28 protein-coding genes and 1 pseudogene are annotated in these 26,846 nt (G+C 71.0%); 12 read left to right on the plus strand and 17 right to left on the minus strand.

Features of this window, described 5'->3' with window-relative positions; all coding sequences use genetic code 11:
- Nucleotides 1-22 precede the first annotated feature (22 nt).
- Nucleotides 23-637: a flavin reductase family protein gene (locus PV963_RS19880; RefSeq protein WP_274822070.1), complete on the plus strand. Its 615-nt coding sequence runs from the start codon at nucleotides 23-25 to the stop codon at nucleotides 635-637.
- 15 nt (nucleotides 638-652) lie between these two features.
- On the opposite strand, the gene PV963_RS19885 is transcribed toward PV963_RS19880, so the two are convergent.
- The 3 genes from PV963_RS19885 to PV963_RS19895 all read right to left on the minus strand — a co-directional run bounded on the left by PV963_RS19885 (nucleotide 653) and on the right by PV963_RS19895 (nucleotide 3,198).
- Entirely contained in the window at nucleotides 653-1,771 is a 1,119-nt protein-coding gene (locus PV963_RS19885; protein ID WP_274817084.1) for a class I SAM-dependent methyltransferase, read from the minus strand.
- Nucleotides 1,772-1,966: 195 nt separating this feature from the next.
- Complete coding sequence (locus PV963_RS19890; protein WP_274817085.1) at nucleotides 1,967-2,677, minus strand: maleylpyruvate isomerase family mycothiol-dependent enzyme; 711 nt, start codon at nucleotides 2,675-2,677, stop codon at nucleotides 1,967-1,969.
- Nucleotides 2,678-2,688: 11 nt separating this feature from the next.
- A complete protein-coding gene (locus PV963_RS19895; protein ID WP_274817086.1) occupies nucleotides 2,689-3,198 on the minus strand; it encodes a GNAT family N-acetyltransferase in 510 nt (169 codons plus the stop codon).
- Here PV963_RS19895 and PV963_RS19900 point away from each other — a divergent pair.
- The 3 genes from PV963_RS19900 to PV963_RS19910 all read left to right on the plus strand — a co-directional run bounded on the left by PV963_RS19900 (nucleotide 3,197) and on the right by PV963_RS19910 (nucleotide 5,050).
- Nucleotides 3,197-3,415, plus strand: a complete 219-nt coding sequence (locus tag PV963_RS19900; protein ID WP_274817087.1) for a hypothetical protein — start codon at nucleotides 3,197-3,199, stop codon at nucleotides 3,413-3,415. The genes PV963_RS19895 and PV963_RS19900 overlap by 2 nt on opposite strands.
- 108 nt (nucleotides 3,416-3,523) lie before the next feature.
- On the plus strand, nucleotides 3,524-4,000 hold the full coding sequence (locus PV963_RS19905) for a DUF2000 domain-containing protein (RefSeq protein WP_274817088.1): 477 nt from the start codon (nucleotides 3,524-3,526) through the stop codon (nucleotides 3,998-4,000).
- A 111-nt stretch (nucleotides 4,001-4,111) separates the two neighbouring features.
- A complete protein-coding gene (locus PV963_RS19910; RefSeq protein ID WP_274817089.1) occupies nucleotides 4,112-5,050 on the plus strand; it encodes a hypothetical protein in 939 nt (312 codons plus the stop codon).
- Nucleotides 5,051-5,500: 450 nt separating this feature from the next.
- Here the strand turns inward: PV963_RS19910 and PV963_RS19915 are convergent, their stop codons facing one another.
- Entirely contained in the window at nucleotides 5,501-5,815 is a 315-nt protein-coding gene (locus PV963_RS19915) for a hypothetical protein (protein ID WP_274817090.1), read from the minus strand.
- A gap of 204 nt (nucleotides 5,816-6,019) precedes the next feature.
- Between PV963_RS19915 and PV963_RS19920 the strand changes: the two genes are divergently transcribed.
- From PV963_RS19920 to PV963_RS19930, 3 genes are all read left to right on the plus strand, one after another.
- Nucleotides 6,020-6,793 carry a GntR family transcriptional regulator gene (locus tag PV963_RS19920; protein ID WP_274817091.1) on the plus strand — a complete coding sequence of 258 codons (774 nt, stop codon included), beginning with the start codon at nucleotides 6,020-6,022 and terminating at the stop codon, nucleotides 6,791-6,793.
- 25 nt (nucleotides 6,794-6,818) lie between these two features.
- Nucleotides 6,819-7,331, plus strand: coding sequence for a GNAT family N-acetyltransferase (locus tag PV963_RS19925; RefSeq protein WP_274817092.1), 513 nt, complete (start codon nucleotides 6,819-6,821; stop codon nucleotides 7,329-7,331).
- A 238-nt stretch (nucleotides 7,332-7,569) separates the two neighbouring features.
- Nucleotides 7,570-7,857, plus strand: a complete 288-nt coding sequence (locus PV963_RS19930) for a hypothetical protein (RefSeq protein ID WP_274817093.1) — start codon at nucleotides 7,570-7,572, stop codon at nucleotides 7,855-7,857.
- 162 nt (nucleotides 7,858-8,019) lie between these two features.
- On the opposite strand, the gene PV963_RS19935 is transcribed toward PV963_RS19930, so the two are convergent.
- The 4 genes and pseudogenes from PV963_RS19935 to PV963_RS19945 form a co-directional block, all read right to left on the minus strand.
- The gene (locus PV963_RS19935) at nucleotides 8,020-8,910 is read right to left on the minus strand and encodes an RNA polymerase sigma-70 factor (protein WP_274817094.1); all 891 of its coding nucleotides are present in this window, start codon (nucleotides 8,908-8,910) and stop codon (nucleotides 8,020-8,022) included.
- Complete coding sequence (locus tag PV963_RS19940; protein WP_342456438.1) at nucleotides 8,907-10,004, minus strand: NAD(P)/FAD-dependent oxidoreductase; 1,098 nt, start codon at nucleotides 10,002-10,004, stop codon at nucleotides 8,907-8,909. Before PV963_RS19940 ends, PV963_RS19935 begins: the two co-directional genes overlap by 4 nt.
- Before the next feature lie 84 nt (nucleotides 10,005-10,088).
- Nucleotides 10,089-10,386: pseudogene (locus PV963_RS43645) on the minus strand (hypothetical protein); the annotation flags it as partial.
- A gap of 59 nt (nucleotides 10,387-10,445) precedes the next feature.
- Complete coding sequence (locus PV963_RS19945) at nucleotides 10,446-11,765, minus strand: MFS transporter (protein WP_274817096.1); 1,320 nt, start codon at nucleotides 11,763-11,765, stop codon at nucleotides 10,446-10,448.
- Between the two features lie 71 nt (nucleotides 11,766-11,836).
- On the opposite strand from PV963_RS19945, the gene PV963_RS19950 reads away from it, so the two are divergent.
- A complete protein-coding gene (locus PV963_RS19950) occupies nucleotides 11,837-12,943 on the plus strand; it encodes a GlxA family transcriptional regulator (protein ID WP_274817097.1) in 1,107 nt (368 codons plus the stop codon).
- Here the strand turns inward: PV963_RS19950 and PV963_RS19955 are convergent.
- From PV963_RS19955 to PV963_RS19965, 3 genes are all read right to left on the minus strand, one after another.
- Nucleotides 12,865-13,914, minus strand: a complete 1,050-nt coding sequence (locus tag PV963_RS19955) for an alcohol dehydrogenase catalytic domain-containing protein (RefSeq protein WP_274817098.1) — start codon at nucleotides 13,912-13,914, stop codon at nucleotides 12,865-12,867. The genes PV963_RS19950 and PV963_RS19955 overlap by 79 nt on opposite strands.
- Nucleotides 13,914-15,062: an acyl-CoA dehydrogenase family protein gene (locus PV963_RS19960; RefSeq protein ID WP_274817099.1), complete on the minus strand. Its 1,149-nt coding sequence runs from the start codon at nucleotides 15,060-15,062 to the stop codon at nucleotides 13,914-13,916. Before PV963_RS19960 ends, PV963_RS19955 begins: the two co-directional genes overlap by 1 nt.
- Nucleotides 15,063-15,178: 116 nt before the next feature.
- Entirely contained in the window at nucleotides 15,179-16,090 is a 912-nt protein-coding gene (locus PV963_RS19965) for an SDR family NAD(P)-dependent oxidoreductase (protein ID WP_274817100.1), read from the minus strand.
- Between the two features lie 106 nt (nucleotides 16,091-16,196).
- Between PV963_RS19965 and PV963_RS19970 the strand changes: the two genes are divergently transcribed.
- Entirely contained in the window at nucleotides 16,197-17,123 is a 927-nt protein-coding gene (locus PV963_RS19970) for a cyclase family protein (RefSeq protein WP_274817101.1), read from the plus strand.
- A gap of 527 nt (nucleotides 17,124-17,650) precedes the next feature.
- On the opposite strand, the gene PV963_RS19975 is transcribed toward PV963_RS19970, so the two are convergent.
- From PV963_RS19975 to PV963_RS19990, 4 genes are all read right to left on the minus strand, one after another.
- Nucleotides 17,651-18,130: an ATP-binding protein gene (locus tag PV963_RS19975; RefSeq protein ID WP_274822071.1), complete on the minus strand. Its 480-nt coding sequence runs from the start codon at nucleotides 18,128-18,130 to the stop codon at nucleotides 17,651-17,653.
- A 443-nt stretch (nucleotides 18,131-18,573) separates the two neighbouring features.
- Nucleotides 18,574-19,455, minus strand: a complete 882-nt coding sequence (locus PV963_RS19980) for an acyl-CoA dehydrogenase family protein (RefSeq protein ID WP_274822072.1) — start codon at nucleotides 19,453-19,455, stop codon at nucleotides 18,574-18,576.
- Between the two features lie 2 nt (nucleotides 19,456-19,457).
- A complete protein-coding gene (locus tag PV963_RS19985; RefSeq protein WP_274817102.1) occupies nucleotides 19,458-20,591 on the minus strand; it encodes an acyl-CoA dehydrogenase in 1,134 nt (377 codons plus the stop codon).
- Entirely contained in the window at nucleotides 20,591-21,787 is a 1,197-nt protein-coding gene (locus PV963_RS19990; RefSeq protein WP_274817103.1) for an amidohydrolase family protein, read from the minus strand. The genes PV963_RS19985 and PV963_RS19990 overlap by 1 nt, the downstream gene beginning before the upstream one ends.
- Before the next feature lie 89 nt (nucleotides 21,788-21,876).
- On the opposite strand from PV963_RS19990, the gene PV963_RS19995 reads away from it, so the two are divergent.
- The gene (locus PV963_RS19995) at nucleotides 21,877-23,391 is read left to right on the plus strand and encodes a class I adenylate-forming enzyme family protein (protein ID WP_274817104.1); all 1,515 of its coding nucleotides are present in this window, start codon (nucleotides 21,877-21,879) and stop codon (nucleotides 23,389-23,391) included.
- 20 nt (nucleotides 23,392-23,411) lie between these two features.
- On the opposite strand, the gene PV963_RS20000 is transcribed toward PV963_RS19995, so the two are convergent.
- Nucleotides 23,412-23,924 (minus strand): EF-hand domain-containing protein, encoded by a 513-nt coding sequence (locus PV963_RS20000; protein ID WP_274817105.1) that lies wholly within the window; start codon nucleotides 23,922-23,924, stop codon nucleotides 23,412-23,414.
- Between the two features lie 168 nt (nucleotides 23,925-24,092).
- Nucleotides 24,093-24,473, minus strand: coding sequence for an STAS domain-containing protein (locus PV963_RS20005; RefSeq protein ID WP_274817106.1), 381 nt, complete (start codon nucleotides 24,471-24,473; stop codon nucleotides 24,093-24,095).
- A 361-nt stretch (nucleotides 24,474-24,834) separates the two neighbouring features.
- On the opposite strand from PV963_RS20005, the gene PV963_RS20010 reads away from it, so the two are divergent.
- Nucleotides 24,835-25,416, plus strand: coding sequence for a sigma-70 family RNA polymerase sigma factor (locus tag PV963_RS20010; protein ID WP_274817107.1), 582 nt, complete (start codon nucleotides 24,835-24,837; stop codon nucleotides 25,414-25,416).
- Nucleotides 25,413-26,843, plus strand: a complete 1,431-nt coding sequence (locus PV963_RS20015) for a zf-HC2 domain-containing protein (RefSeq protein ID WP_274817108.1) — start codon at nucleotides 25,413-25,415, stop codon at nucleotides 26,841-26,843. The genes PV963_RS20010 and PV963_RS20015 overlap by 4 nt, the downstream gene beginning before the upstream one ends.
- Nucleotides 26,844-26,846 lie beyond the last annotated feature (3 nt).

The raw sequence follows: 26,846 nt of genomic DNA on the forward strand, positions 1-26,846 counted from the left end.
GTATGTGATGGGACAAGCAGGAATGGCCGAAGCCGCCGTCCGCTACCTCAGGTCGGTCCGCACACCCGCCCCGGAGCCCGTCGAGGCGCTGCCGCGCCCCGAGTTGCGGTGCGTCGGCGAGGACGAGCCCGCTCCGCTGGACCCGGCGGAGTTCCGCCGCGTCCTCGGAAACTTCGCGACGGGCGTGGCCGTGATCACGGCACCACTCGCCGCCACGGGCGACTCCCCCGACGACTCCCCCGCGGGCTTCGCCTGCCAGTCCTTCACGTCCCTGTCCCTCGACCCGCCGCTGGTCGCCTTCATGGTCGGACGCACGTCGACGACCTGGCCGCGTATCGCCCGGGCCGGGGTGTTCTGCGTGAACGTCCTGGGCGCCGGCCAGGGCGAGTTGTGCCGCGCCTTCGCGGTGAGCGGCGCGGACAAGTTCGCGGGTGTGGCGTACGACGCGGCGCCGGCGTCCGGCTCGCCGCGCCTGTCGGGTGCCGTCGCCTGGATCGACTGCACGATCCACGCCGTCCACACCGGCGGCGACCATCTCATCGTGGTCGGCCGGGTCGACGCCCTCGGCACGGCCGCCGGCGATCCGGACGGACCGCTGCTCTTCCACCGAGGGCGCTTCGCGCGGCTGTCGGACTGATCGAGCCGGTACGGATCAGGCGACGGCCAGCCGCCACAGTGACGTGACCTCGGCGGCCCGTGCGGCGTGCAGCGGATCGTCCGTGTCCCGCACGCGCGTATGGCTCGGGCGGGTGTCCAGACGGTCGACGACCCGCATCCCGGCCCCCTCCACGGCGGCCATCAGCTCCTCCCGGCTGCGCAGCCCGAGCCGCTCGGCCAGATCGGACAGGACGAGCCAGCCCTCACCACCCGGCTCCAGCCGGCCGGCGAGCCCGTCGAGGAACCCGTGGAGCATGCCGCCGCCCGCGTCATAGACGCCCAGGTCGAGGTCGGAGGCGGGCCGGGCGGGAATCCAGGGCGGGTTGCACACCACCAGATCCGCGCGTCCCTCGGGGTACAGCTCGGGGCCGGTGACGCTGACCGCCTGCCCGAGCCCCAACCGCTCCACGTTGTCCCTCGCGCACTCCCGCGCCCGCGCGCTGACGTCCGTGGCCACGACCCGCCCGACGCCCCGCCGGGCGAGCACGGCGGCGAGCACACCGGTGCCCGTGCCCAGGTCGAACGCCGTACGCACACCGCCACCACGCGGCAGCGGCGCCCGCGCGACGAGACCGACGTACTCGCCCCTCGTCGGCGCGAACACCCCGTAATGCGGATGGATCCGCGCGTCCAGCGCCGGAACGTACACCCCCTTCTCCCGCCACTGCCGGGCACTGATCACACCCAGCAGCTCGGTGAGGGCGACGGCCATGGGTACGTCGGAGGGCCCGTACGCATCGGTGCACGCCGACCGCACATCAGGCGCCCGGCGCAGCGCCAGTACGTATCCCTCCTCCAGCAGAACGAGCAACTTGCCGAGCACGCGCGCACGGTGAGCGCGGAACCGGCGTTGCAGACGGAAGGTATCGGCCGGCGTCTGAGCCGCACCGGGCGCGGCACGGCCGACACGGCGGTCCATCGCGCGCAACAACTGGCGCGCGTTCTGGAAATCCCCGCGCCACAACAACGCGGTGCCCTCGCAGGCCAGACGGTAGGCGACGGCGGCCTTCATCCGGTCGTCGGCGACGACGACCCGGCGGGGCAGGGGCAGCCCGGACTCGGAGTGCCAGCGGGCGGAACGGGCTTGAGCCTCGGTCCAGTGGATCGTGGACACGGCGAACTCCTCGGAAGGTCGAGCGTGAACGAACAAGCGACGCCACGACGACCACGTCACCGAGAACCATACCGAGTGTCATCGACTGACCTCTCTGACTGCTTCATGGCTTCCGCGCTGATCAACCGCCGACGGATTCTCACGCGGGTACTCACACATCGACGCGCTCCCCAGCGACCCTGCCCGGTGACGCCGTCACCCGCGGTCCAGGCGCTGTGGGGGATGGGGCGGCCAGGGCCCGAGCGCAGGCAGCTCCTTCTGCGCCACCGGCGGCACCACGGGCGTACGTCCGGCCAGCCAGGCCGCCAGGTCGCGCACGCCTGCGGTGACCACCGTGCCCGGCGGCCCGTCGCCGACGGACCACTGGCGGCCCACGTCCTCGGCACGGACGCGTGTGCCTGCCGGAAGGCGGCCGAGGAGGAAGTCGACGGCGTGTGCGGCCAGGTCCTCGGGCCAGTCGTCCGGCCGCACGCCGAGCTCCAGATCGACCATGTGGATCCATGCCTCGCGCCAGCGTGCGAAGACGGTGGCGGCAAGGTCCGCATCGCGGAACGTGACCGGACGACTCCAGTCCACGTCGGTGGCGCGTGCCCAGGCTGCCTCCAGCCCAGCCGTGTGCGCGGCGAGCCGCGCGCGATGCTCGGCCGCGCCGCGGCCCGCCGTGGCCTCGATGATCGCGTTGCGCTCGTCCACCCCGCCCTCGTAGCCCGCTACGAGCTCACCGCGCAGGGCGTGTTCCGCGAGACGGGCGAACATCCTCGCGTTGTCGGTGAGATGCGCGAGGACATGACCGCGTGACCAGCCCGGAAGAGCGGACGCCTCGGCGACCTGCCGGTCGTTCAGCCCGGCCACGAGCCTTTCCAGTCTCCGGTGGGCTTCGATCACAGCTGCGACAGGAGGCTGCATGACCCCCCGTCCTACAGGGCCGGTGTCTGGTTGCGGACTGCCGGGGCCTGGGCGGCGAGTTCCCTGAGTGGTTCACCGCTCAGCCGGCATACCGTCCACTCGTTCAGGAGCTCCACGCCGAGCGACTTGTAGAAGTCGATCGTCGGCTCGTTCCAGGCCAGGACCCACCACTCGAAGCGCTCGTAGCCGTTTTGCCGACAGACCGCGGCCAGGGCGGCGAGCAGAGCCTTGCCGTGTCCTCCGCCTCGGGCGTGCGGCCGTACGTAGAGGTCCTCCAGGTGCATGCCGCGCATGCCGGTCCAGGTCGAGAAGCGGGGGAACCACAGGGCATAGCCCACGGCCTCGCCCGTCTCGTCGTCCTCGGCGATCAGCGCGAACGCAGCGCGATGCTCTCCGAACAGCGCCTCGCGGAGCTGCTCCTCGGTCGCTCGGGCCTGCTCGGCGGCCCGTTCGTACTCGGCGAGTTCGCGGATCATCGCGCGGATCTCCGCGATGTCGTCCACAGTGGCGGCCCGGATCATGCCGGAGATCATCGGCCACCGCACCGAGCCGTGTCCATCCGATTCCACACGTGGCATGGAGATGCGCAGCTTCCTGGAGTCCGAGGTCGCAGCCGATCCAGGATCCGGTGTCGTCTTTGTCAGGTTGGCAGGAGAACCCGACAGCCACACAAAGGCACAAATCGAGGCGGCGCTGTACATCTTTGCGGTCCTGACCGGCCCAGGCGACTCGTTGTGACGGGGTGCAAGAACGTACAAGACCGGCGGGCGAGTCTGGACCAGTCTCTAGATCACCGCCTGAGGCTCCCCTCAGTGACATTCCTTTGAGAGGCCGAAAGAGGTCGCCATGACCGCACTCACTGCCAACCCCGCTTGTGTCGCTGCGACGGAGGTCGACAGCCGCTACAAATTCGTCGTCGCCCTCAAGGGGAAACTTCCCCCCGGGGTGGCGGCGAATGCGGCGTCGCACCTGTGCCTGGGTCTGGCTGCCAAGGCAGCCACCGAACAGCCGGAGCTGCTGCGCAAGATGTCGTTCCTTACGTTCTCGGACGCTGATGGCGGAAGCCACGCCCCCATCTCCGGGCTCTCCCTTGTTGTCCTCGAAGGGCGCCCGGCCTGGGTCCGGCGGTTGCGCGATCAGGCCGACGCTTCGGGACTGCTGTACACCGACTTCACCGCAGAGATGACCGGGGATACCTACGCAGAACAGGTCGACCGGATGAAGACCACGCCCGAGCAGGGCCTGGACTACTACGGAATCGCTTTGTTCGGACAGCGCGATGTCCTGGACCCATTGACCAAGAAGTTGTCCCTGCTGCACTGACCCCAGGACGAACACGGCAACCTCAAACTGGGTTTGCCTCGGCAGGCTGGCTGGGGCCGGTCGTCTCATACCGGTTCGTTCGTATGGATAGGAAGGTAAATCGTGCCGATAGTGCGCATCGTCGCGTCGGTGCTGCTGCAAGCCGGGGTGTTCGGTTACATCTCTGGGCGGCTGGACGCCACGGCGAGCCTGACGCTTTCCTGTACAGGGTTCGGTGCCGCGGCGGTGCTGTTCAACGCCGCACTGCTGGTGCGCCGGGTGCGGCGCGGACCGGCCGCCGCTTCCCCGAAGGCCACAGGCTTGCTCGCGCTGATGAACGTGGTCACAGCGGTAACCTTTCTCGGCTTCTACGCCTCGTTGAGCTGGGTACCTTCCGCGCTCGCCACCGGCATCGAGACGGCAATCGGGCCCGCCGTCCTGGCTCTGCTCGGGCTGGCCGGGTACGGGCGGCGCCCCACCAGGCAGGGCACGGCGGCCGCTGCCGTGTTGGTCCTGCTCGGCCTCGGCATCGCCTGGAGCTTCACCGGCACCGGCGGTGTGCAGCCGTCGGCCGGCACAGCCCTTGGGCTCGCCCTAGTCGCCGGCGCCGGCATCGGGGCTGCGGTACTGGCGCTGATCTCAGCCAAGTTGGGGCAGCGCGGCGTCGATCCCGTGTACGTGACCGCCCACCGCTTTCACCTCACCTACCTGTGCGGCGGGGCACTCCTGTTGGCGGCCGGCGGACCCGGTCCGCAGTGGGGGGCCGAGCCGCTCACGCTGCTCCTGCTAGGCGTACTGGCAGTGACCATCCCGCTGTTCCTGCTGCAGGCCGGACTGCAGCGCGCCGATCCGATGGTGGCCATGGTGCTGCTGACCACCCTGCCCGGCGCCACGTACCTCGCCGAGACCCTCTTCCACGGCGGGTTCAACGCCACGTCGCTCGCGCTGATCTGCTGCCTGATCGCCGTGGCCTCGTGGTACGCCCGGTTGTCCAGGCCGGAAGCAACGGGCGGCAGCAGCCGGGCTGAACGGCGGCGAAATTCAGCAACCACCGCGAGCACCGGCGCCTGAAGCCGACTTGCCCGCAGGCACCGCAAACCGCGCTCCTCACAGCGGGGCTTATGAACGCAATGATCTTGACGCCATGTCGGACGCAAGGGAGTCGGCTCGGAGCGACCAAGAAATATGGCGGTCGGTCTGCATTGATGCCATGCGAAGCGCGACCACACCGCCCCCGTCGCCGAGCAGCCTCACAGTACGCGCTCTGCGCTCCGGCCCCCTCCCGCCAAGATTTTCGCCACAGCGGAAGGGGAGTTCGCCGACGATCACCCTTGCTAGCGCTCGGCCGCCGACGGTTGCCGGTGGCACGAGCAACAGCAGCGGGCAACGAGCAGTAAGCGCCTGGAGTGCGGCAGAGGCCCGTCTCTCAGCTGACGGCACTGGGCATGGACGCCCTTATAGCCAGGCCTACGCGCCAGTACGCACTCGGCGAAAGAGCAAGCGTATTGGTCATTCCCATGGTCACTCATCCCGCTGGGACAAGCGGATACCCCTGCTGTCGGCAACGCGCAACACGACGCCGAGCACCTGCGTGGTCGTCCGAAGCGCCCGTCGTAACGCGTACTCGCCCGCCTTGCCATCGTCGAGGACCGCTCTGGCGCCCGCCAGGACATCGGCTCCGTCCTGGAGTTGGTCCGCCTCGACCTCGTCCGCGAGCCGGGACAACGGCCCGTCGGCGTCGTCCGCGGACAGGAAACAGGGCTTTCCCGCATCCGTCTCCCAGGGCAGAGGTCGCAGGCCTGAAGGTGCGGCCACGGTGTTCCGGTCGTAGGTCACGCGCCCTCTCCCGCTGCCGGTGGTGTCACGGGCATCATGAATGCTCCCTTCATGGGGAAACCGGGGCGGTGTACTGCTTGGCGGTAGGGCACCGCCCCGGCATCATCCGGGTATTAACGGCCAGTTACTGGCTCAAGCCAGTCTGGCGACGAGCAACCCACCGCGTCAAGCAACTGGCTTAAGCCAGTTGCTATGCTTGGAGGTATGACACCATCCGGGCCCTCCTCGAACCCACCGCCGAGCAGGCGTATCGCCGAGGAACTGCGAGCCTCCATCAAAGCCGGGCGCCTCACTCCCAGTGAGAAGTTGCCCTCGGAGCGCACCCTCGCGGAGCGGTACGGAACCGCCCGCAACACGGCCCGTGAGGCGATCCGACTCCTCGCGGAAGAAGGCCTGGTGACGGTGCGGCACGGAAGCGGTGTCTTTGTCCGGGAACCGCAGCGGCTGCTCCGCTTCGGCAGTGACCGCTACTCGCGCAGCAACCGCGAGACCGGCCTGACCCCGTTCCGACTCGAGGCCAAGCGCCAGGGCAAGGAGGCGCGCATCGAGGTCGTGGGCATCGCCCGGGAGTGCCCGCCCCACGATGTCGCCGAGCGCCTCGCGGTCCCGGTCGACGAGGAGAGTGTGCTGCACCGCGAGAACCACTACTTCGCCGACGACGAACCCGTGCAGATCGTGTCGACGTACCTCCGCTGGGACGAGGCGCAGGACACCGCCCTGACGCAGCCGAAGACAGGCAAGAACGGGATCTACGGCCGGCTGGAAGAACTCGGCCACATCATGACCCGCGTGCGGGACGAGATCACCGCACGCATGCCCACCCCGGCGGAAGCGGCGGTACTGGACCTGCCGTCCGGAGTCCCCGTCATCGAGGTCCTGCACACCAGCCTGGACCAGGAGGGCGAACCCTTCGAGGTGTCCCGGTACGTACACCGCGCCGACCGGACCGGCCTTCTCTACGAACTGCCCGTCGAATGATCCCGACGACACGAAGGAGACCGGCATGGAGAGCACTGTCATCCGCCCCTTCGAGCACACGGACCTCCCCGGCGCGGCCGCCGCGCTGACAGACGTGCACGCCACCGACGGCTATCCGGTGGAAGGCGTCGCCCACCCGGAGGAGTGGCTGCGCTCGGATGACGTGCTGGCCTCCTGGATCGCGGCAACGGAAGGAGAGATCGTCGGTCATGTCGCTGTGATGCGACCCAATGGCGAGGCCGCCGTGTCCCTTTGGGCCGAAAGGAGCGGGGCCGAAGAGCTCCACATCGGCGTACTGGCCCGCCTCTTCGTCGTCCGCCAGGCACGGAAGCAGTCCTTGGGTGAGCGGCTGGTCCGAACGGCAATGGCCTACGGCCTGCGCCACAACCGCCGCCTCGTACTGGACGTCATGGTCAAGGACAAAGCCGCCATCCGCCTCTACGACCGCCTCGGCTGGCTCCGGACCGGCCTGGCCGAGCACCACTACGGCCCAGGACAGCGGATCGACGCCATCTGCTACGTGGCTCCAGGCGTCTGATCTTGTTCGGCCTCGGGGAACATCGGAACAGCCATTAGCGCTAAGCAGTTGATCTTGCTTTGCTGACGACTCTTGACCGTCTGGTGCCGCGAAAACGACTTTGGTGGGCTGGTGACGTGAAGCAGGTCCCGACGACTGAACTCTCGTGCCTCGTAGGCGGCTACAAGGCACTCCACGCCCGTCGTGCGCAGTACTCTCCGGGCATGTCTGCGGCAGCCACCCTTTACGTGATCTCGGCTTGCTGGAAGTGGGCGGCATCGTCAAGACGGCAGTCGCTACCGAGGCGTACAACGCCGTCGTCGTCACCAGCGAGCCGAAGACACTCGAACAGCGCGTCGAAGGCCTGGAGGAGTGGAAGCGCAGCCTCCCGGAGGTACTCGACCGTCGGGACCGGGAAGTGGTGGCCCGCCTGGAGACTTCACACCTCGGTCACGTCATTTCGTTCTACCGCGATTGCTGCTTGAACGGGCGTCCGATCCACCCCGGCAGTGGGCCAGAACTGCCTCGCACAACGCCCCGGTTTTGAGAGGACTTCTGCGAACGGCGACCTGCGGAAACGTGATCGACTCCGGGACTCTCGCAGAACTCTCGCAACCGGTCATTGTGAGAGGGCGAGACGGGGATGCTGGGCATCGCCCGAGTCCCCGTCCCGATGTCCCGACCGTGCTCTTGGCTTCGAAGGCGCGGGTCACACCTTGACCGCCGTGAGCTTCTCAGGGTTGCGGACGCAGTAGACGGCCGTCACGAGACCGCCGCGGATCTCGAACGAGGTCACCTGATCGAGTTCGCCGTCGATGAGCACCGCGACGGAGTGCATCCCGTTGTAGGTGCCGATACGGATGTCGAGTTCGCCCATGCGGGCGCCCTTGTCCAAGAGCCCGAGAAGCAGCCTGGCCACCTTGTCCGGCCCGACCACGGGGCGCCGCACCGCGTTCACGACCCCGCCGCCGTCAGCCAGGAACACCACATCGGGTGCGAGCAGGTCCATGAGGCCTTGGAGGTCACCGGTCGCGGCCGCCGTCAGGAACCGTTCGGCGACCGGCTGGGCCTCAGCAGGGGTGGCGAGTGCGGTGTGTCGCCTCGCGCGCACGCTGTTGCGGGCCCGCTGATTCAACTGCCGCACCGCGGCCTCGGACTTGCCCACCGCGGCGGCGATCTCCGCGTAGTCGAAGCCGAACACCTCGCGCAACACGAACACCGCGCGCTGGGTAGGGGTCAGGGCCTCCAGAACCAGCAGCATCGCGGTGGTCACGGCCTCGCCGGTGAGCACATGGTCGATGCCGTCGGGTGCGTCGCCGGCAGCGTCGGTCACCAGCGGCTCGGGCAGCCACGGCCCCACGTACTGTTCCCGGCGGCGGACGGCCGACCGCAGTACGCCGAGCGCCTGCCGGGTGACGATCTGCGCCAGGTAGGCCCGCGCGTTCTCCACCGAGGTGTGGTTCACCGACCGCCACCGCAGGTAGCTGTCCTGCAGGACGTCTTCGGCGTCGGCCACCGACCCGAGGATCTCGTAGGCGATCGAGAACAGCAGGGCCCTGTGCGTGGTGAACTCGTCCGCGGGATCCGGCTGCTCGGTCACCTCGAGCCCCGCAGCCAGGCGTAGGTGGCGGTGCCGGCGCCGAACTTCGCGTAGCGACAGATCCGCTCCTTGGCCACGGCCGCGGTGCGCCCGGCGAAGTAGAGCCGGCGCACGGTGTCGTTCCTGCGGTTGACCTGCAGCAGCCCGTCGCGCCGGCCCAGGCTCAACGCCTGTCCGGTGTACCCCATGGAGTAGGGCTTGGGCTTACGGCCTTGGATCATCCGCGCCAGCGTATCCGCCGCGTGTGCGCCCTGAGGCATGGCCGTCGCGCAGGCCGCTCGAGAGCCGGGAACCGCGGCGCAGTCGCCGACGACGAAGATCCGCGGGTCGGTCACGCTGCGCAGATGCTCGTCGACCACCGCACGCCCGTCGGCATCCACCTCAAGACCGCTGCGGGCGGCCAGGTCGGGCACGCTGCCGATGATCGCCCACAGCGTGAGGTCGGAGGTGACCGGCGCGCGCGAGTTCAGACGCACCATGTCGCCGCCTCCCTCCCCGGCGTCGGGGACAAGCTGCGCGACGGAGTCCTCCACGACCTCCACGTTCAAGCGGTCCAGGCCGGTGCGCACCCGCTTCCGCGCTCCTGCCGACAGGCTCGCGGCGATCGTCTGTCCCACGATCCGCACCCGGAGGTCGGGGCGGCCGAAGGCGATCTCGGAGGCCGTCTCGATGCCCGTCAGCCCGCCACCGATGACGGTGACCACCTTCCCGCCGGGCAACTCGGCCAGCGCGGCCCGCGCCATCTCCGCGCCCTCCCAGGTTCCCACCGGCAGGGTGCCCGGCAGCGGTGCGACCGTGCTGCCCACTGCGAGGAACAGGTAATCGAAGTCGAGACCCACCCCGTCGCCGAGAGTGACCTGGCCGTCACCGATCTTGTCAACGGTGCCCACCCGCGTCGTGATCCCTGCGCTCAGCATCGACGTCAGCGGCGTCGCCGCGGCTCCGGTCCCGGCGATCTGCTCGTGCAGCCGCACCCGCTCGACGAAGTCCGGACGGGGGTTGATCACCGTAATCTCCGCTGCCGTCACCTTCCTGGCCAGCCGGTTCGCCGCGATCGTCCCCGCGTAGCCGGCTCCCACCACCACGAGCCTCATATGTGCCTCCTGTTGTGCAATCGGTTCACACACGGGATGCAGCCCGCCTCGCGGTTGTGATGGGCAAGCCGAGTGACCTGCATCACTCGGCTTCACCCGGCCCAGGTGGAAGGAGGAGATCTCATCGACCCGCTCCAGCGCCTTCGCCATGCCCGTGCCCGTCGTCCGCTTCGACGGCCGGCGCAGCCGCTCCAGCTCCGAGATCCGACGGCTTTCGGGAACGTCCAGCAACACCACCAGGTCGCCGGGCAAGGCGGCTCCGAAACCCCGGGCAGCAGTACCCGGTTGCGGCACAGCCAGCCCACCGCCTGGTTGAACAGCGCCACCGGCCCCTCGGCGTGCGTCCAGCCCTGCCGTGCGGGAACGCGCGGAACTTCGGCCCCCCACTCGTGGCCGACCACCTTGGTGTTGGCGGCGCTGGAGAGGGTCAAGAGCCCGCTCTCAGGCCCCGGTCGCCACCCCCACCCCCCGCCGCCGGATCACCAACGCCATCAGCGCAGCCACCGCGCACAACGCCCCCGACGCGTACCACATCACGTCGTACGAGCCGAACGTGTCGCGGGCGACGCCGCCGAGGAAGGCGACCAGGGCGGCGCCGACCTGGTGGGAGGCGAGGACCCAGCCGAAGACGATCGCGCTGTCGTCGCCGTACTGCTCGCGGCACAGGGCGAGGGTGGGCGGGACGGTGGCGACCCAGTCCAGGCCGTAGAAGACGATGAAGAAGATCATCGGCGGCTGGACGCTGGGCGTCACCAGCAGCAGGGGGAGGAAGAGGAGGGAGACGCCCCGCAGGGAGTAGTAGACGGCGAGCAGGCGCCGGGCTTCGAAGCGGTCGGTGAACCAGCCGGAGGCGATCGTGCCGACGACGTCGAAGACGCCGATGACCGCGAGCAGCGAGGCGGCGGTCGTCAGGGGCATGCCGTGGTCGTGGGCCGCGGGCACGAAGTGGGTCTGGATCAGGCCGTTGGTCGAGGCGCCGCAGATCGCGAAGGTGCCGGCGAGCAGCCAGAACGGGCCGGTGCGTGCGGCCGAGAACAGGACGGTCACGGCCCGGCGGGCGGCGCCGGGTACCGGTGCGGGCTTCGGCACGAACTCGGTCGCGCCGTACGGCTTCAGGCCCACGTCCGCGGGGTGGTCGCGCAGCAGGAGCCAGACGAACGGGACGACCGCCAGGGCGGCGAGCGCGACCGTCACGGCCGCCGGGCGCCAGTCGTGCCGCTCGACGATCCAGGACAGCAGGGGCAGGAAGATCAGCTGGCCGGAGGCGGACGCGGCGGTGAGGATGCCGCTGACCAGGCCGCGCCGCTCGGTGAACCAGCGGTTGGTGACGGTCGCCGCGAACGCCAGCGCCATGGAGCCGGAGCCGAGGCCGACCAGCAGGCCCCAGCACAGCATCAGTTGCCAGGCCGCCGTCATCCACACCGTGAGGCCCGAACCGAGCGCGATGACCGTCAGGGCGACCGCGACGACCCGGCGGATGCCGAAGCGGTCCATCAGGGCCGCCGCGAACGGCGCCGTCAGACCGTACAGCGCGAGATTGACCGAGACGGCGGCGCCGATCGTGCCGCGCGACCAGTCGAACTCGTCGTGCAACGGGTCGATGAGCAGGCCCGGCACGGAACGGAAGGCGGCGGCGCCGATGATCGTCACGAAGGTGACGGCGGCGACGAACCAGGCCCGGTGCACACGTCCGCGGCCGCCGCCTCGGCCGGGCTTCGACGGCTGCTGTCCGACTGCTGCGGCTTCGCTTGTCTGGGTCACGCCATAGAGCTTCCGGCCTGCGCCGAGCTCCATCGAGTGGCCCGGAGGACAGCATTCGCTAGGATCGGGCCATGACATCGGGCCCCGACTCCCCCAGCCCGGACCCGGGCGCCGGCTTCCGTCCCCACCGCGTCGTCGTCCTCGCCCTCGACGGGCTGCTGCCCTTCGAACTGGGCATCCCGCACCGCATCTTCGGCCGCCCCAGGGACGCCCGGGGACGGCACCTGTACGAGGTCGTGACCTGCTCGGTCCGGCCGCCGGGCCCGGTCGAGACGGACGCCGACTTCGCCATCCACGTCGCGCACGGCCCGCAGGCCCTGGCCGACGCCGACACGGTGATCGTCCCGGCGTCGTACGAACTCGGCCCGGTCTACGACGAGGGCGTGCTGACCGGCGAACTTGCCGCGGCCCTCGCACGCCTGCGGCCCGGCACCCGGCTGGCCTCCATCTGCACCGGCGTCTACGTCCTCGCCGCCGCCGGCCTCCTCGACGGCCGCCCCGCCACCACCCACTGGGCCGACGCCGAGCGCCTCCAGCGGCTGTTCCCCAAGGTCGAGGTCGACCCGGACGTGCTGTTCATCGACGACGGCGACGTGCTGACCTCCGCGGGCGTCGCGGCCGGCATCGACCTGTGCCTGCACATGGTGCGCCGCGACCACGGCGCGGCCGTCGCCAACGACGTGGCCCGCCGTACGGTCGTACCGCCGCACCGCGACGGCGGTCAGGCGCAGTACATCGAGCGGCCGGTGCCCGATCCGCAGCAGGCCTCCACCACCACCGCCCGCGCCTGGGCCCTGGGCCGCCTCCACGAGCCGATCCAGCTGCGCGACATGGCCGCCCAGGAAGCCATGTCGGTCCGCACGTTCACCCGCCGCTTCCGCGAGGAGACCGGCGTCAGCCCGGGCCAGTGGCTCACCCAGCAGCGCGTGGAACGGGCCCGTCACCTGCTGGAGTCCACCGACCGCACCGTCGACCAGGTGGCCCGCGACGCGGGCTTCGGCACGGCCCAGTCGATGCGCCAGCACCTCCAGGCGGCGCTCGGTGTCACGCCCACCGCCTACCGGCGGACCTTCCGAACCGGCAGAGACAGGGCGGGCCGTCAGAACGTGAGCACCCCGCGCGCCACCCGCCCCGCCTCCGCGTCCGCCGCCGCCTTCTCGAAGTCCTCGACCGGGTAGGTACGGGTGACGAGTTCGTCGAGCAGCAGCCGGCGCTGGCGGTACAGGTCCGCGTACAGGGCGATGTCCCGCTGGGGGCGGGAGGAGCCGTAGCGGCAGCCCAGGATGGACTTGTCGAGGTACATCGACGAGACGCGGAAGGACGCCTCGGCCGCGGCCGGCGGTACCCCGAGGAGGATCGCCTGGCCGCGCCGGTCCAGTGCGTCGATCGCCTGGCGGATCAGCTCCACACGGCCGACGCACTCGAAGGCGTGGTCCACGCCCGTGGGCAGGATGTCCCGCACTCCCTCCGCCGAGGTGAGGAAGTCCGTCGCACCAAAGCCGCGTGCCACCTCCTCCTTGGCCGGGTCGGCGTCGACGGCCACGATCCGCAGGGCGCCCGCGAGCCGCGCCCCCTGCACCACGTTCAGGCCGATCCCGCCCGTCCCGATCACCAGGACACTGTCGCCGCGGTCCACCCGCGCCCGGTTCAGCACGGCGCCCACCCCCGTCAGCACCCCGCACCCGATGAGCGCCGCCGAGGCCATGGGGATGTCCTCGGGGATACGGACCGCCTGGACGGCCTTCACGACCGTGCGCTCCGCGAACGCCGAGTTCGCGGCGAACTGGTGCACCGGCACCCCGGCCTGACGGAACGGCCGGCCCGGACGCCCGATCGCCTGCCGGCACATGGTCGGGCGCCCCCGGTCGCACTCCGCGCACGTACCGCAGTTGGCAAGGGTGGACAGCGCCACATGGTCACCGGGGGTCACATGTGTGACGCCACCACCCACCGCCTCCACGACCCCGGCGCCCTCATGGCCCAGCACCACAGGAACCGGGAAGGGTATGGTCCCGTCCACCACCGACAGATCGCTGTGACACAGCCCCGCCGCCGCGATCGCGACCCGCACCTCACCCGGCCCCGGCTCCCGCACCTCAAGATCGGTGACGACCCGGACCTGCTTCCCGTCGAAGATCACGCCTCGCATCACGCGGCTCCCTTGGGCTCCCTGGGCAGGCCGAGCACGCGCTCGGCGATGATCGTGCGCTGGATCTGGTCCGAGCCGCCGTAGATGGTGTCGGCCCGGGAGAAGAGGAAGAGGTGCTGTGCCGCGTCCAGTTCGTACGGCGACGACGCCGACCAGTCCGTCGGACCGACGCTCGCGGCCGCGCCCCGCACCAGCACCGCCAGCTCCCCGAGCCGCTGATGCCAGCCGGCCCACAGCAGCTTCGCCACGCTCGGGGCACCCGCGTCGCCCGAACCGCCCAGTGTGCGCAGGGCGTTCCAGCGCATCGCGCGCAGCTCGGCCCACTGCCGGACGAGCCGTTCCCGTACGACGGGATCCCGCACCGCACCCGACTCCACGGCCGCCCGCACCACGCTGCCCAACTCCTCGGCGAACCCGATCTGCTGCGCCAGCGTGGACACGCCCCGCTCGAAGCCGAGGAGGCTCATGGCGACGCGCCAGCCGTTGCCCTCACCACCGACGACATGCTCCGCGTACGCGCCGTCGAAGAAGACCTCGTTGAAGTCGCTGGTGCCCGTCAACTGCCGGATGGGACGGACCTCGATCCGGCCCGGCTGGTCCATGGGGACGAGGAGGAAGGTCAGTCCATGGTGCCGCTTCGACCCGGGCTCGGTGCGGGCGAGCACGAAGCACCAGTCCGCCTCGTGCGCGAGTGACGTCCAGATCTTCTGCCCGGTGACGCGGTAGGTACGGCCGTCCGTCTCGCGCACGGCCGCGGTACGGACACCGGCCAGGTCCGAGCCGGCGCCGGGTTCGCTGTAGCCCTGACACCAGAGTTCCTCGCCGGCGGCGATCGGGGGCAGGAAGCGGGACTTCTGCTCCTCGGTGCCGTGCGCGATGAGCGTGGGGGCCAGGAGGTTCTCACCGATGTGGCCGGAGCGCGGGGGCGCGGCCGACCGGGCGTACTCCTCGGCCCAGACGACCTGTTGGGTGAGCGTGGCGGTGCGGTTGCCGTAGCCGTCCGCAGACCAACCGAGACCTATCCAGCCGGCTGCTCCGAGGGTGCGTTCCCAGACGCGGCGGTCTGTTACGCCCTTGGCATGCGTGGCGAGCCAGGCACGAGCCTCGGCACGAAAGTCCTCGTCATCCTGCGTGAACCCGTAATCCACGATAGCCGCCTTATTCCGGTGACTGGGCTTGAGATGAGGCCCCTGAGGGGCGCGGGGAACTGCGCGACCAGCCACAACGAACCCGCAGCCGCCACACCACACGCACCCCCGAGCCCTCACGCGTTCGGCCGCTCCCCCTCCCGAGCCGCCCTCTCCATCTCCCGCACCCGCTCCAGCATCGGCATCGGATCCACCCCCACCGACCCGGGCAGAAACTCCGCGATCCTCTCCACGGTCCAACCGCCGGAGGCATACGCGGCACGCAGCTCCCTCGGCTGCGCCCACACCGCGATCTTCGCCCCGGCGACCGTGTACACCTGCCCGGTGATCCCCTGCTCCCGCGCCCCGTCGGACAGCAGATACACCACCAGCGCGGCGACGTCCTCCGGCTCCCCGATCTCCGCCAGCTCCATCGGCACGCCCGCGGACATCCGCGTACGCGCGACCGGCGCCACGGCGTTCGCGGTCACCCCGTACTTGTGCAAGCCCAGCGCCGCGCTCCGCACGAGCGAGATGATCCCGCCCTTGGCCGCGCTGTAGTTGGCCTGCGACACCGACCCCTGATGGTTGCCGCTGGTGAAGCCGATCAGCGTCCCGGCGCGTTGCTTGCGCATCACCGCCGAGGCGGCCCGGAACACCGTGAACGTGCCCTTCAGGTGCGTCGCGACGACCGGGTCCCACTCCTCCTCGGTCATGTTGAACAGCATCCGCTCCCGCAGGATCCCGGCCACGCAGACCACGCCGTCGAGCCGTCCGTACGACGACAGCGCCACGTCGACGACCCGCTGCCCGCCCGCCATGGTGGAGATGTCGTCGGCGACGGCGACCGCGTCCCCGCCCGCCGCCTCGATCTCCTTGACCACGGCCTCGGCGACCTCACTGGCCGGCGAGGCGCCGTCGACCGCCACGCCGTAGTCGTTGACGACGACCTTCGCTCCCTCGGCCGCCGCCGCGAGCGCGACCGCCCGGCCGATGCCCCGCCCGGCGCCGGTGACGGCGACGACCTTGCCTGCCAAGAAGTTCCCCACGCCCGGCCCCTTCCCGTCCCACGGTTTCTGACGGACCGTTAGATTTTGCAGACCCCCAGATTCTACGACCCGTCAGATACGGGAACACAAGCCCCGGGGAGGACTCATGTCGCTGCCGGACGCGTTCCACGACATCGCCAAGCGCGTGAACAACTGGGGCCGTTGGGGAGCCGCAGACGAGCTCGGCACGCTGAACCTGATCACCGACGAGGTCGTCCGGGAGGCCGCGGTGACGGTCCGCACCGGTCGCCGGATCCCGCTCGCGCTGCCCCTGCGGCGCGACGGCGTCCAGACGGGGATGATCCCGGGGCGGATCGACCCGCTGCACGTCATGGTGCAGATCAACCAGGAGCTCTTCGGCCCGGGCACCGTCGCGTGCAGCGACGACGCCGTGACCATGGGGCTCCAGGCGGCCACCCACTGGGACGCGCTGCCGCACGCCTCGCACTCGGGCAGGCTCTACAACGGCCGCCCGGCGAACTCCATCACCCCGCACGGCGGCGCGGAGTTCAGCGGCATCGACAAGGTCCGGCACCTCGTCTCACGCGGGGTGCTGCTCGACGTCGCCCGGGCCCGGGGCACGGACCGGCTCGACGGCGGGTACGCCGTCACGCCCGAGGACCTGGAGGCGGCCGAGGAGCTGGCCGGTACGCGCGTGCGGGCCGGCGACGTGGTGCTCGTACGGACCGGGCAGGTCCGGCTCTGTCTGGCCGGGGACCGGCACGCGTATGCGTACCCGTCGCCGGGGCTGTCGATCCGGACGCCGGAGTGGTTCCACGCGCGCGATGTCGCGGCGGTCGCCAACGACACCCTCACCTTCGAGGTGTTCCCGCCCGAGGTGGAGGACCTGTGGCTGCCGGTGCACGCCCTCCACCTCGTGGAGATGGGGATGCCGCAGGGCCAGAACTGGAATTTCGAAAAGTTGTCCACAGCCTGTGGAGAAACGGGCCGCTACGCGTTCCTGCTGGCGGCGACCCCCGAGCCGTTCACGGGAGCGACCGGCTCTCCGGTGGCCCCGGTCGCCGTCCTCTAGGCCGGCACGACAGGCCGACAAGCAGGCCAGCGCGACAGGCCGCCTCGCCAGGCCACCCGCCGAGGCCGCCAGGCCGCCATCCCGCCGCCTGAAGCTGGATGGCGGCGACGCGCTGCTCGCCCCGAGCACGGCAGCGCGCGCCGCCACCCGACTCCGGCGCTCCCGCCCCGGCTCCAGTGGCCCTGAAACAGGGAGCCGACGCCGAATCACGACTCACACTCGCCGAGGGCCGCCGTCGTCGCAGCCCTCGCCGTCCCCTCACGGCGAATCGCTGCCCACAAGCGTGAGCAAACGGTCACGAGGCGTCAACAGCCGTTCGGTGATTTATCGCTTATGCGGCTTTTACCGCGGGCGCGCACGGAAGCACATCCCGGCGCATCGCCGCATGCCATGACGAAAACGACGGACGCGCCTGCGACCGTGCCCCGGCCTCGCCGCAACACCGCGCGGCATGTGCCGTCGTACACCACACCTCGTCGACCGCGTGACCGGCAGTCAGGGCCGGGGCACCCCGAAGCGCCCCGGCCCTACACGGCCTCGTACGCCAGCCCCTCGAAGGACGCCCCGCCGCCGCACGCCACCGCGCCGCTCCCGCACGCCGCCGTGATCTCAGGGGACTTCGAACACCGGTCCAGTTCGCACCAGATGCGCTTGCCGGTGCTCTCGACGCTCCAGCCCCAGCGGTCGGCGAGGCCGTCGACGAGGGCGAGGCCCCGGCCGCCGGTCGCGTCGTCGTCCGCGCACCGGGGCACGGGGGCCCGGCCGCTGCGGTCGGCGACCTCGAGACGGACGGTGGTCTCCTCCGTCACCGCGTGCGGCAAGGAAAGCCGCAGCACGGCGGGCCGGCCGGTGTGCACCACGGCGTTGGTGACCAGCTCGGAGACGAGCAGGATCAGGGTCTCGGCGAGCGGCTCGTCGGCCTGTATGCCCGACCCGGCCAGGCGGGAGCGGGCCCACCGCCGGGCCCGCCCCACCTCTGCGGGGTCGGGCCGGATCTCCAGCTGCACTTGAAGCACCTGCACCGCTCACACCATCCGAACCGGCGGACACTTAGGCTCGCGCCTCACGAAGGCCACGATCGTAGCCATTTTCTGCATGGCCAGAACAACGGCCGGGACAAGGATCACGGAACGTGAATCCCTTGTGGGACAGCATGGTTGACGTACAGTCACCCCAACAAGCGCTTCGGGCATATTCCAGCGCGAAGGAGTACCCGTGCGGCATACTGTGCGACGCTCGCTGCGGGGAGTCGAACAGGCGGCGCCACTGGGGCGCACCGCGCTCTGAGCCACTCGCATCTCACACAAGGTACCGGAGCGGGCAGTCGACTCCGGGCCGTGACGAGCCCCGCCGAGGACACGAGCCGGTATCAACGCTCCGTGATCACGGTATGCCACGATCCGCGACATCCTCGCGGGCATATTCGGTGACACCGCAGCCAGACGGCCTGTCAGGCCGTCCCGGCCGTCAGAGCAGCCGCGAGAGCTTCCTCACTCTGCGTAACTCCACCCGCACGTTGGGTTCGAACCCATGCGCGTTTCAGATGGAGATGGACCTCGGACTCCCAGGTGAAGCCCATGCCGCCGTGCACCTGGAGACAGTCGCGGGCGCCGCGCACGGCGGCCTCGTCGGCGAGCAGGCGGGCGGCGGCGATGTCGACCGGGTCGCCGGTGACGGCCGCCGCGTACACCGCCGCGCGGGCCGTTTCCGACCGGACCAGCATCCCGGCGCACAGGTGTGCCACCGCCTGGAAGGCCCCGACGGGCCGACCGAACTGCTCGCGTGCCCGGGCGTGTTGCGCCGCCAGTTCGCAGACGCGGGCAGCGGTGCCGAGCTGCTCGGCGGCGGTGAGCAGGACTGCGACGGGGGCCGGGTCCGCCGCCGCGCCGCCGGGCACGCGGTGCAGCGGCGTCAGCGGGTCGAGGGAGCGCATCGGCACGGCTCCGGCGGCGTCGCCGCGTACGACGTCGGCCTGAGCCAGCCACTCCACGAGCCCGCCGTCCACGGCCGAGACGACCGCCTCCCCGGTGGCGGCTCCCGGCACCACACCGGCCGCTAGATGGGTGGCGGCCAACGGCCCGGGCAGCAGCACCCGCCCCGCCTCCTCGAACACCAACACCGCCTCCGGCAGCCCGAGTCCCACCCCGCCCTCCGCCTCCGGCAACCGCAGGGCGAAGAACCCGGCCTCCCCCAGCGCCCGCCACAACGCCCTGTCGAGCCGCCCGGGGCTCTCCACAGCCCCTCGCAGCGCCTCCCCGCCGAAGCGCCGCACCAGCAGCTGCCGCGTCCCGTCGCGCAGCGCCCGCTGGTCGTCCGTCAACCGGAAGCGCACGGTCACCGTCCCTTCGGCAGGCCGAGGATCCGCTCGGCGATGATGCTGTGCTGGATCTGCGAGGTGCCGGCCGCGATGGTGTACGACAGGGAGGAGAGGCGGTCGAGCGTCCAGGGGCGGTCCAGGTCCAGGCAGTCGGCGCCCAGCACCTCGGCGGCGGCGTCGTAGAGCTCCTGGCGGGCGTGCGAGTACCGCAGCTTGAAGACCGAGCCCGCGGCGCCGGGCACTGAGCCCGACGCCTGAGCCGCGCTCACGTTCCACTGCGTCAGCCGCCACAGCGCCCGGAACTCGGCGTTGAGCCTGCCCAGCCGGCGACGCAGCGCCGGGTCGTCCCAGCGGCCGTTCTCGCGGGCCTCGACCGCCAGTTCGCCCAGGACACGGCGGCAGGCGACGACCTCGCCGGCGAAGGCCGTGCCGCGTTCGAAGGACAGCGTCACCAGGGTCACGCGCCAGCCGTCGTTCTCGTCCCCGACCCGGTTCACCGCCGGCACCCGCACCTCGTCGAGGAAGACCTCGGCGAACTCGGCCGAACCGGCGAGCGTGCGCAGCGGCCGTACGGTGATGCCGGGCGCGTCCATGGGCATGGCCAGCCAGGTGATGCCCCGGTGCCTGGGCGCCTCGGGGTCGGTGCGGACCAACAGCTCGCACCAGTCGGCGACTTCCGCGTGGGAGGTCCAGATCTTGGAGCCGGTCACCACGTAGTCGTCGCCGTCGCGCCACGCGCGCGTGCGCAGGGCCGCGAGGTCGGAGCCGGCGTCCGGTTCGCTGAAGCCCTGGCACCAGACCTCCTCGCCGCGCAGGATCGGCGGCAGCCAGCGCTCCCGCTGTTCCTCGGTCCCCTCGGCGGCGATCGTCGGCCCGGCGTGCAGCAGCCCCACGAAGTTGGCCCCCACATAGGGCGCGCCCGCCTTCTCCGTCTCCTCCAGGAAGATCAGCCGGGTGGCCGGGGAGGCGTCCCAGTGGACGTCGGCGTATCCGGCGTCGTAGAGCCTGCGCTGCCAGCCGAGGTCGTACGCCCGCCGCCCGGGCCAGTCGTCGGGGGACGGCTTGGGCGGGAGGCCGGGGAGCGTCTTCGCGAGCCACTCCCGCAGCCGGGCCCGGAACTCCTCCTCCTCGGGCGTGTCCGAGAGGTCCATCAGCGGTCGAGGTCCAGGTCCAGCATCCGGATGGCGTTGCCGCGCATCAGCTTGTAGACCGTCTCGTCGTCGAGGCCCTGCACATGGTCGAGGGCGACCTCCTTGGTGTGCGGGAAGGTCGAGTCGACGTGCGGGTAGTCCGTCTCGAAGGTGGCGTTGTCGCGGCCGACGGCATCGAGCGACGCCACTCCGTGCTTGTCGCGGAAGAAGCAGCAGAAGATCTGCCGGTAGTAGTACGTCGACGGCGGCTCGGGGATCGTGTCGCGGACGCCGCCCCAGGCGCGGTGCTCCTCCCAGACGTCGTCGGCGCGCTCCAGGGCGTAGGGGACCCAGCCCATCTGCCCCTCGCTGTAGGCGAGTTTGAGGCGCGGGAACCTCACCAGCACCCCGCTGAAGAGGAAGTCCATCATCGAGGCCATCGCGTTGTTGAAGCTGAGCGAGGCCTGGACGGCGGGCGGGGCGTCCGGGGAGGCGGCCGGCATCTGGGACGAGGACCCGATGTGCATGTTGACGACCGTCCCGGTCTCCTGGCAGACCGCGAAGAACGGGTCCCAGTAGCCGGAGTGGATGGAGGGCAGCCCGAGGTGGGTGGGGATCTCGGAGAAGGTCACCGCCTTCACGCCGCGCGCGGCGTTGCGCCGGATCTCGGCGACCGCCAGCTCGACGTCCCACAGCGGGATCAGGCACAGCGGGATGAGCCGCCCGCCGCTGTCCCCGCACCACTCCTGAACCATCCAGTCGTTGTAGGCGCGCACGCAGGCCAGGGCGACCTCCTTGTCGTGCGCCTCGGCGAAGGTCTGGCCGCAGAACCGCGGGAAGCTCGGGAAGCAGAGGCTGGCCTCGACATGGTTGAGGTCCATGTCCTTCAGGCGCTCCTTCGGGTCCCAGCAGCCGGGCCGCATCTCCTGGCGGGTGATGCCCTCCAGGGTCATCTGGTCGCGGTCGAAGCCGACGGCGGCGATGTTGCGCTTGTACGGGAACATCAGGTCCTCGTAGATCCACCAGTCGGTGGGCGGGCCGTCCGGGTCCATCGTGATGCGGTACTTGCCGCCGACGTAGGCGAGTTCACCGATCCCGGCGGTCAGCGGCTTGGGGCCGCGGTCGCGGTACCTGGCCGGCAGCCAGGTGTCGAAGAGGTGGGCGGGCTCGATCACGTGGTCGTCGACGCTGATGATGCGGGGCAGTTCGGTCGCCATGGGTCCCCTCCGCCGGGCGGTACTTATCTGATGCATCGTCAGATAGCATCCCACCTGACGACCCGTCAGCCAAGGAGCAGGGGGCAGACGTGAACGAGACCCCGCACGCCCTGAGTTCGTCCCGCACGCTGTGGGAGCTGGCCACCCGGCGCGCCGCCCTCACCCCCGACCGCCCGCTCTTCCTCCAGGACGACCGGCCCGGGGGGCGCACGCTCACCTTCGGCGCCCTGCACGCACGCGCCGAGCGGGTCGCGGCCGGCCTGTACGGCATGGGCGTACGCCCCGGCACGGTGGTCGCCTGGCAGCTGCCCACCCGCATCGAGACGGCCCTGCTCTCCTTCGCGCTGGCCCGCCTCGGCGCCGTGCAGACCCCGGTGATCCCCTTCTACCGGGACCGCGAGGTCGGCTTCGCACTGCGGGAGTCGAAGGCGGAGTTCTTCGCGGTGCCGGGCGAGTGGCGCGGCTTCGACCACACGGAGATGGCCCGGCGGCTGGGCGCGAGGGGCGTCTTCCAGGCCTGCGACGACCTGCCCGACGGCGATCCGTCCGTACTGCCTCCCCCGCCCCGCGACGGCACCGCGGTCCGCTGGATCTACTGGACGTCCGGCACGACCTCCGCCCCCAAGGGCGTGCTGCACACGGACCGTTCCCTGATCGCGGGCGGCTCCTGCCTCGCCCACGCCCTGCGGCCCTCGGCGGACGACGTGGGGTCGATCGCGTTCCCCTACGCCCACATAGGCGGGCCCGACTACACGGTGATGCTGCTGCTGTACGGCTTCCCGGCAGTGCTGTTCGAGCAGTTCGCGCTGCCGGACGCGCTGGAGGCCTACCGGCGGCACGGGGTGACGATGGCGGGCGGGTCGACGGCGTTCTACTCGATGTTCCTGGCGGAGCAGCGGAAGCAACCGGGGATTCCGATCATCCCCTCACTGCGGCTGCTGGCGGGCGGCGGGGCGCCCAAGCCGCCGGAGCTCTATTACGCCGTGATCAACGAGATGGGCGTGCAGCTCACGCACGGCTACGGCATGACCGAGGTGCCGATGATCACCATGGGGGCGCCGGACGACACCCCCGAGCTGCTGGCGACGACCGAGGGGCGGCCGCCGGAGGGGATGGAGATACGGATCGTGGACGGGGAGGTGCGGTTGCGCGGGGAGGCCGTGTGCCGGGGATATCTGGACCCGGGACAGACCGCCGAGGCCTTCGACGAGGACGGGTTCCTGCGCACCGGCGACCTCGGGCAACTCACGGACACCGGGCACCTGGTCCTCACCGGCCGGCTGAAGGACGTGATCATCCGCAAGGGCGAGAACATCTCGGCGCAGGAGATCGAGGACCTGCTGCACCGGCATCCGGCGGTCGGGGACGTGGCAGTGATCGGGCTGCCGGACGCGACGCGCGGGGAACTGGTGTGCGCGGTGGTGGAACAGCCGCCGGGAGCCGAGGCCTTGACGCTCGCGACCACGACCGCCTTCCTGCGCACCGAGGGACTCTCCGTGCACAAGCTGCCGGAGCGGCTGGAGGTGGTGGACGCCCTTCCGCGGGGCGAGACCCTGCGGAAGGTGCTGAAGTACAAGCTGCGCGAGCGCTATTCGGGCACGTGACTCTCTTCGCGCACGTGACCCTATTCGGGCACGGTGAAGTAGCGGGCGAAGGCGGACACGACCTCGGCCTCGCCGACCTTGCCGTCACCGTCCGCGTCGAGCGTGGCGGCGGCCGCGCCTGCGACGTCCTCGGGGACGCCGAGGCACTTCAGGACGCGGGCGGCCTCCTCTACCGTCGCCGCGCCGTCGCCGTCGGTGTCGACGACGTCCAGGGACGCGTGCAGGAAGGGACGGGCGATCTCGGCGAAGCGGTCGGGGTTGTCGCGCAGGCGCTTGACCGCGCCGCCCACGAACTCCTCGCGCGTGATGCGCTGGTCGCCGTCGCGGTCCGCTATCCCGGCCATGCCCTGCCAGAAGCCCTCGGCGCCGCCGTACAGCGCCTGTCCCTTGTCGGACCGGGCCGCTACGCCGAACTCCGCGAGCAGCGCCTTGGCCGCGCCGTAGAAGTCCTCGCGGTCGATGTAGCCGTTGCCGTCCTGGTCGAAGGTGGCGAACCGGGCGGCGATCCTGCGCTCGTACTCGCTGCTGACCATGTCTCTTTCGGGCCGCCTTACGTCAAGTGGGGTGCGTCTCGCTCGGAGCGTACGACGGAGGGGGCCGTTCGGGCGCGGGAAAACGTCACTTGTGCCAAGACCGGGGGAATTCCGGGACAACAGCGTGTCGGAACGGCAACACTCGCCCTACCGTGCGTCACCGGCCCCTCACGCGGACAGGGGTTCGCCCTCGTCACCCAGGGCCGCGTCCACGTCGCCGTACACGTCGAACAGCCTGCGTACGCCCAGCGCACCGAGGACCCGGTTGACGTGGGATCCGTCGGCCGCGCCCCGGGCGGGCAGCACGAGCCGCAGCCGGCCCTGGCAGGAGCGGATCAGACGGCGGGCGGCGATGAGTACGCCGACGCCGCTGGAATCGCAGAAGAACACCTCGGACAGGTCGAGGACGAGACAGTGGTGCCCCTCGGCCACCGCGTCGTGCACACGCTGCCGCAGCACCGGCGACGTCACCAGATCCAGCTCGCCCGACACCTGGAGCACGGCCCATACGCCCTGCTCGCCGCCGGTCACTTTGAAGGTCACCACCACGCCCTTCGATCGCCAAAACGGAAGCAGTCCCTACGCTTCCTTGCAGCGCGGCTGCCCAGCGGCCGTTCCCTGAAACACAACCCGAAAAACGGATCCCCGGCAGAAGAGGCTTGTTTTAGTCGACTTCGATCCTGTTCGATCCTCTTCAGTCAGGTCTGATCAGAGGACGGATGGGTAGGCGCGGCATGACGGCACCCGGCACGAGCGCCGGTGGTCCCCTACCACCTGCGGCCGGTCAGGGGGCGCACATTGCCACAAAGGGGCGTGCGCTACCGGACGTGCCTACTACATTCGGGGAGACGTCGGACACAGGCTGGACAGGGCGCGGGCGCGGCACATGAGCAGAGGGTGAGGGGGCCGCATGGCGAAAAGGGACGTATCGCCTCGCTGGGACCACAAGATGCAGCAGCGGCTCGCCCGCGGGGAGGCCGCCGCCCTCGGTGAGCTCTACGACCGGTTCGCCTCCCTCGTGCACGGCCTCGCCCACCGCGTCCTCGGCGACGAGCGCGCCGCCGACGGCATCACACGCGAGGTCTTCATCCACGTCTGGGAGCATCCGGACACCTACGACCCGAAACAGGGCCCTCTGCGCACCTGGGTCGCCGCGCTGACGCGCCGCCTGGCCGTCCAGCGCCTGCGCGCCACCGAGACCGCCGCCCTCGCCCGCGAGGGCTCCGGCACCACGGAGGAACTGGAGCACAAGGTGCGCCGGGCCTCGGTCGCCGCCCGCGCCGACTACATCGTCCAGTCCATGCCGGTCCCGCTGCGCTCGGCCCTGGAGCGGGCCTACTTCCAGCGCCGCGACTACCGCCAGACCGCCACCGACCTCGGCATCACCGAGGACGAGGCCCGCCGCCGCCTCCGCCTGGGCCTGCAACTCCTGTCCACCGCCCACGACTGCGAGGCCCCCGGCGCACCACCCGGATACGGGGGTGCGGTGTGAACGGGCCGGACCGGTTCGAGGCGTACGACGGCGCGGGCGATGACGGACACGAGGAGAAGGACAACACCCAGAGCGAAAGCGGCATTCAAGATGAAAGGGGCGAAAGCGCTCACAACGCGGTTGCCCCTGGCTCCCCTTCGGGACCGGACGGAACGAGCCGACCGGACGGGCCCGGCGGGTTCGAGCGCGGCGACGGGCAGGGGCCCGGGCGCCCGCCGCGGATCCCCATGCCCCGGGCCTCCGTCGAGGACAGCGGGCTGCCGTTGCCCGCGCTGGAGGAACCGGGTGACGCGGCACCGCCCCCGCCCGTACGGCCCGTGTTCGAGCACCCCGTGCTGAAGGCCCTGCTCGGCGCCTGGGCGCTGGCCGCGTGCTCGGCGGAGGAGGCCACGGCCGTCGAGGAGCACCTCGGCGAGTGCGGCGCGTGTGCCGACGAGGCGCGGCGGCTGCGCGAGGCGGTCGGGCTGCTGCAACGCCCCGACAGCCTCGACCTGGACCCGGGCCTGCGCACGCGGGTCCTGGAGTCCTGCCTGGAGCGCCGCCCGCCGCGCATCCCGGTGCCGGACTGGGCCGCCGCGTACGACGCCGAGACCGCGCGCCTGGACGCCCTGCTCCAGGACTTCGGCGACGCCGAGTGGCACGCGCCGGTACGGCTGCGCTGGTTCCGGGCCGACGAGGCCACGAGCCGCCGTACCACCGTGGCCGGCGTCATCGCGCATCTGCTCAGCGTGGACGGGCTGGTGGCGGTCACGCTCGGCCTCGACGACCCGCTGGGCGACGTCACGTCCCGGCACCCGACCCCGGCGGCCCGCACCGAGGCCTACTGGAGTGCCTCCCACTTCCCGCCCACCCGTGCCGTGCGGGCGCCCTGGCGGGAGCAGAGCCACAGCCTCGTCCGGACCGTGTCCTTCACGGGCAGCGGCGTCGGCGGGATGCCGGTGTCGTACGGCGACTTCGAGCTGCCCCTGCACGACGCGATGCTCGACCGGGCCTTCGAGTGCTGGGTGCACGCGGAGGACATCGCGGACGCGGTCGACTACCCGTACGACCCGCCCTCGCCGCGCCATCTGCACCGCATGATCGACCTGGCCGCCCGCATGCTGCCGAACGCCCTGGCCGAACGCCGCCGAGGCGGCCAGGCCGCACCCGCCCACCACCGTCACCTCGTGACAGCGGGCGAACCGGGCCGCAGCCTCCGCCTGGAGATCGAGGGCTCGGGCGGCGGCGAGTGGCTGATCCCCCTCGACTCCCCGGCCGCGAAGGGCTCCGCCGAACACGAGGTGGCCCACGTGGCCCTGGACGGCGTCGAGTTCTGCCGCCTGGCGGCGGGCCACGTGCCCCCGCAGGAGGCGGCAGCGGGCCAGGTGGGAGACAGAGAGGCGATCAGGGATGTCCTGTTCGCGGCCGCATCGCTGAGCAGGATGTAGGAA

The sequence above is a fragment of the Streptomyces coeruleorubidus genome, from assembly GCF_028885415.1.
Lineage (GTDB): Bacteria > Actinomycetota > Actinomycetes > Streptomycetales > Streptomycetaceae > Streptomyces > Streptomyces coeruleorubidus_A.

Coding starts and splice junctions, on each gene's coding strand:
- PV963_RS19880 (WP_274822070.1), top strand. CDS start 23: ATGGCCGAAGCCGCCGTCCGCTACCTCAGGTCGGTCCGCACACCCGCC.
- PV963_RS19890 (WP_274817085.1), bottom strand. CDS start 2,677: ATGCAGCCTCCTGTCGCAGCTGTGATCGAAGCCCACCGGAGACTGGAA.
- PV963_RS19900 (WP_274817087.1), top strand. CDS start 3,197: ATGCCGGAGATCATCGGCCACCGCACCGAGCCGTGTCCATCCGATTCC.
- PV963_RS19895 (WP_274817086.1), bottom strand. CDS start 3,198: ATGATCCGGGCCGCCACTGTGGACGACATCGCGGAGATCCGCGCGATG.
- PV963_RS19905 (WP_274817088.1), top strand. CDS start 3,524: ATGACCGCACTCACTGCCAACCCCGCTTGTGTCGCTGCGACGGAGGTC.
- PV963_RS19920 (WP_274817091.1), top strand. CDS start 6,020: ATGACACCATCCGGGCCCTCCTCGAACCCACCGCCGAGCAGGCGTATC.
- PV963_RS19925 (WP_274817092.1), top strand. CDS start 6,819: ATGGAGAGCACTGTCATCCGCCCCTTCGAGCACACGGACCTCCCCGGC.
- PV963_RS19940 (WP_342456438.1), bottom strand. CDS start 10,004: ATGAGGCTCGTGGTGGTGGGAGCCGGCTACGCGGGGACGATCGCGGCG.
- PV963_RS19950 (WP_274817097.1), top strand. CDS start 11,837: ATGACATCGGGCCCCGACTCCCCCAGCCCGGACCCGGGCGCCGGCTTC.
- PV963_RS19955 (WP_274817098.1), bottom strand. CDS start 13,914: ATGCGAGGCGTGATCTTCGACGGGAAGCAGGTCCGGGTCGTCACCGAT.
- PV963_RS19970 (WP_274817101.1), top strand. CDS start 16,197: ATGTCGCTGCCGGACGCGTTCCACGACATCGCCAAGCGCGTGAACAAC.
- PV963_RS19985 (WP_274817102.1), bottom strand. CDS start 20,591: ATGGACCTCTCGGACACGCCCGAGGAGGAGGAGTTCCGGGCCCGGCTG.
- PV963_RS19990 (WP_274817103.1), bottom strand. CDS start 21,787: ATGGCGACCGAACTGCCCCGCATCATCAGCGTCGACGACCACGTGATC.
- PV963_RS20000 (WP_274817105.1), bottom strand. CDS start 23,924: ATGGTCAGCAGCGAGTACGAGCGCAGGATCGCCGCCCGGTTCGCCACC.
- PV963_RS20010 (WP_274817107.1), top strand. CDS start 24,835: ATGGCGAAAAGGGACGTATCGCCTCGCTGGGACCACAAGATGCAGCAG.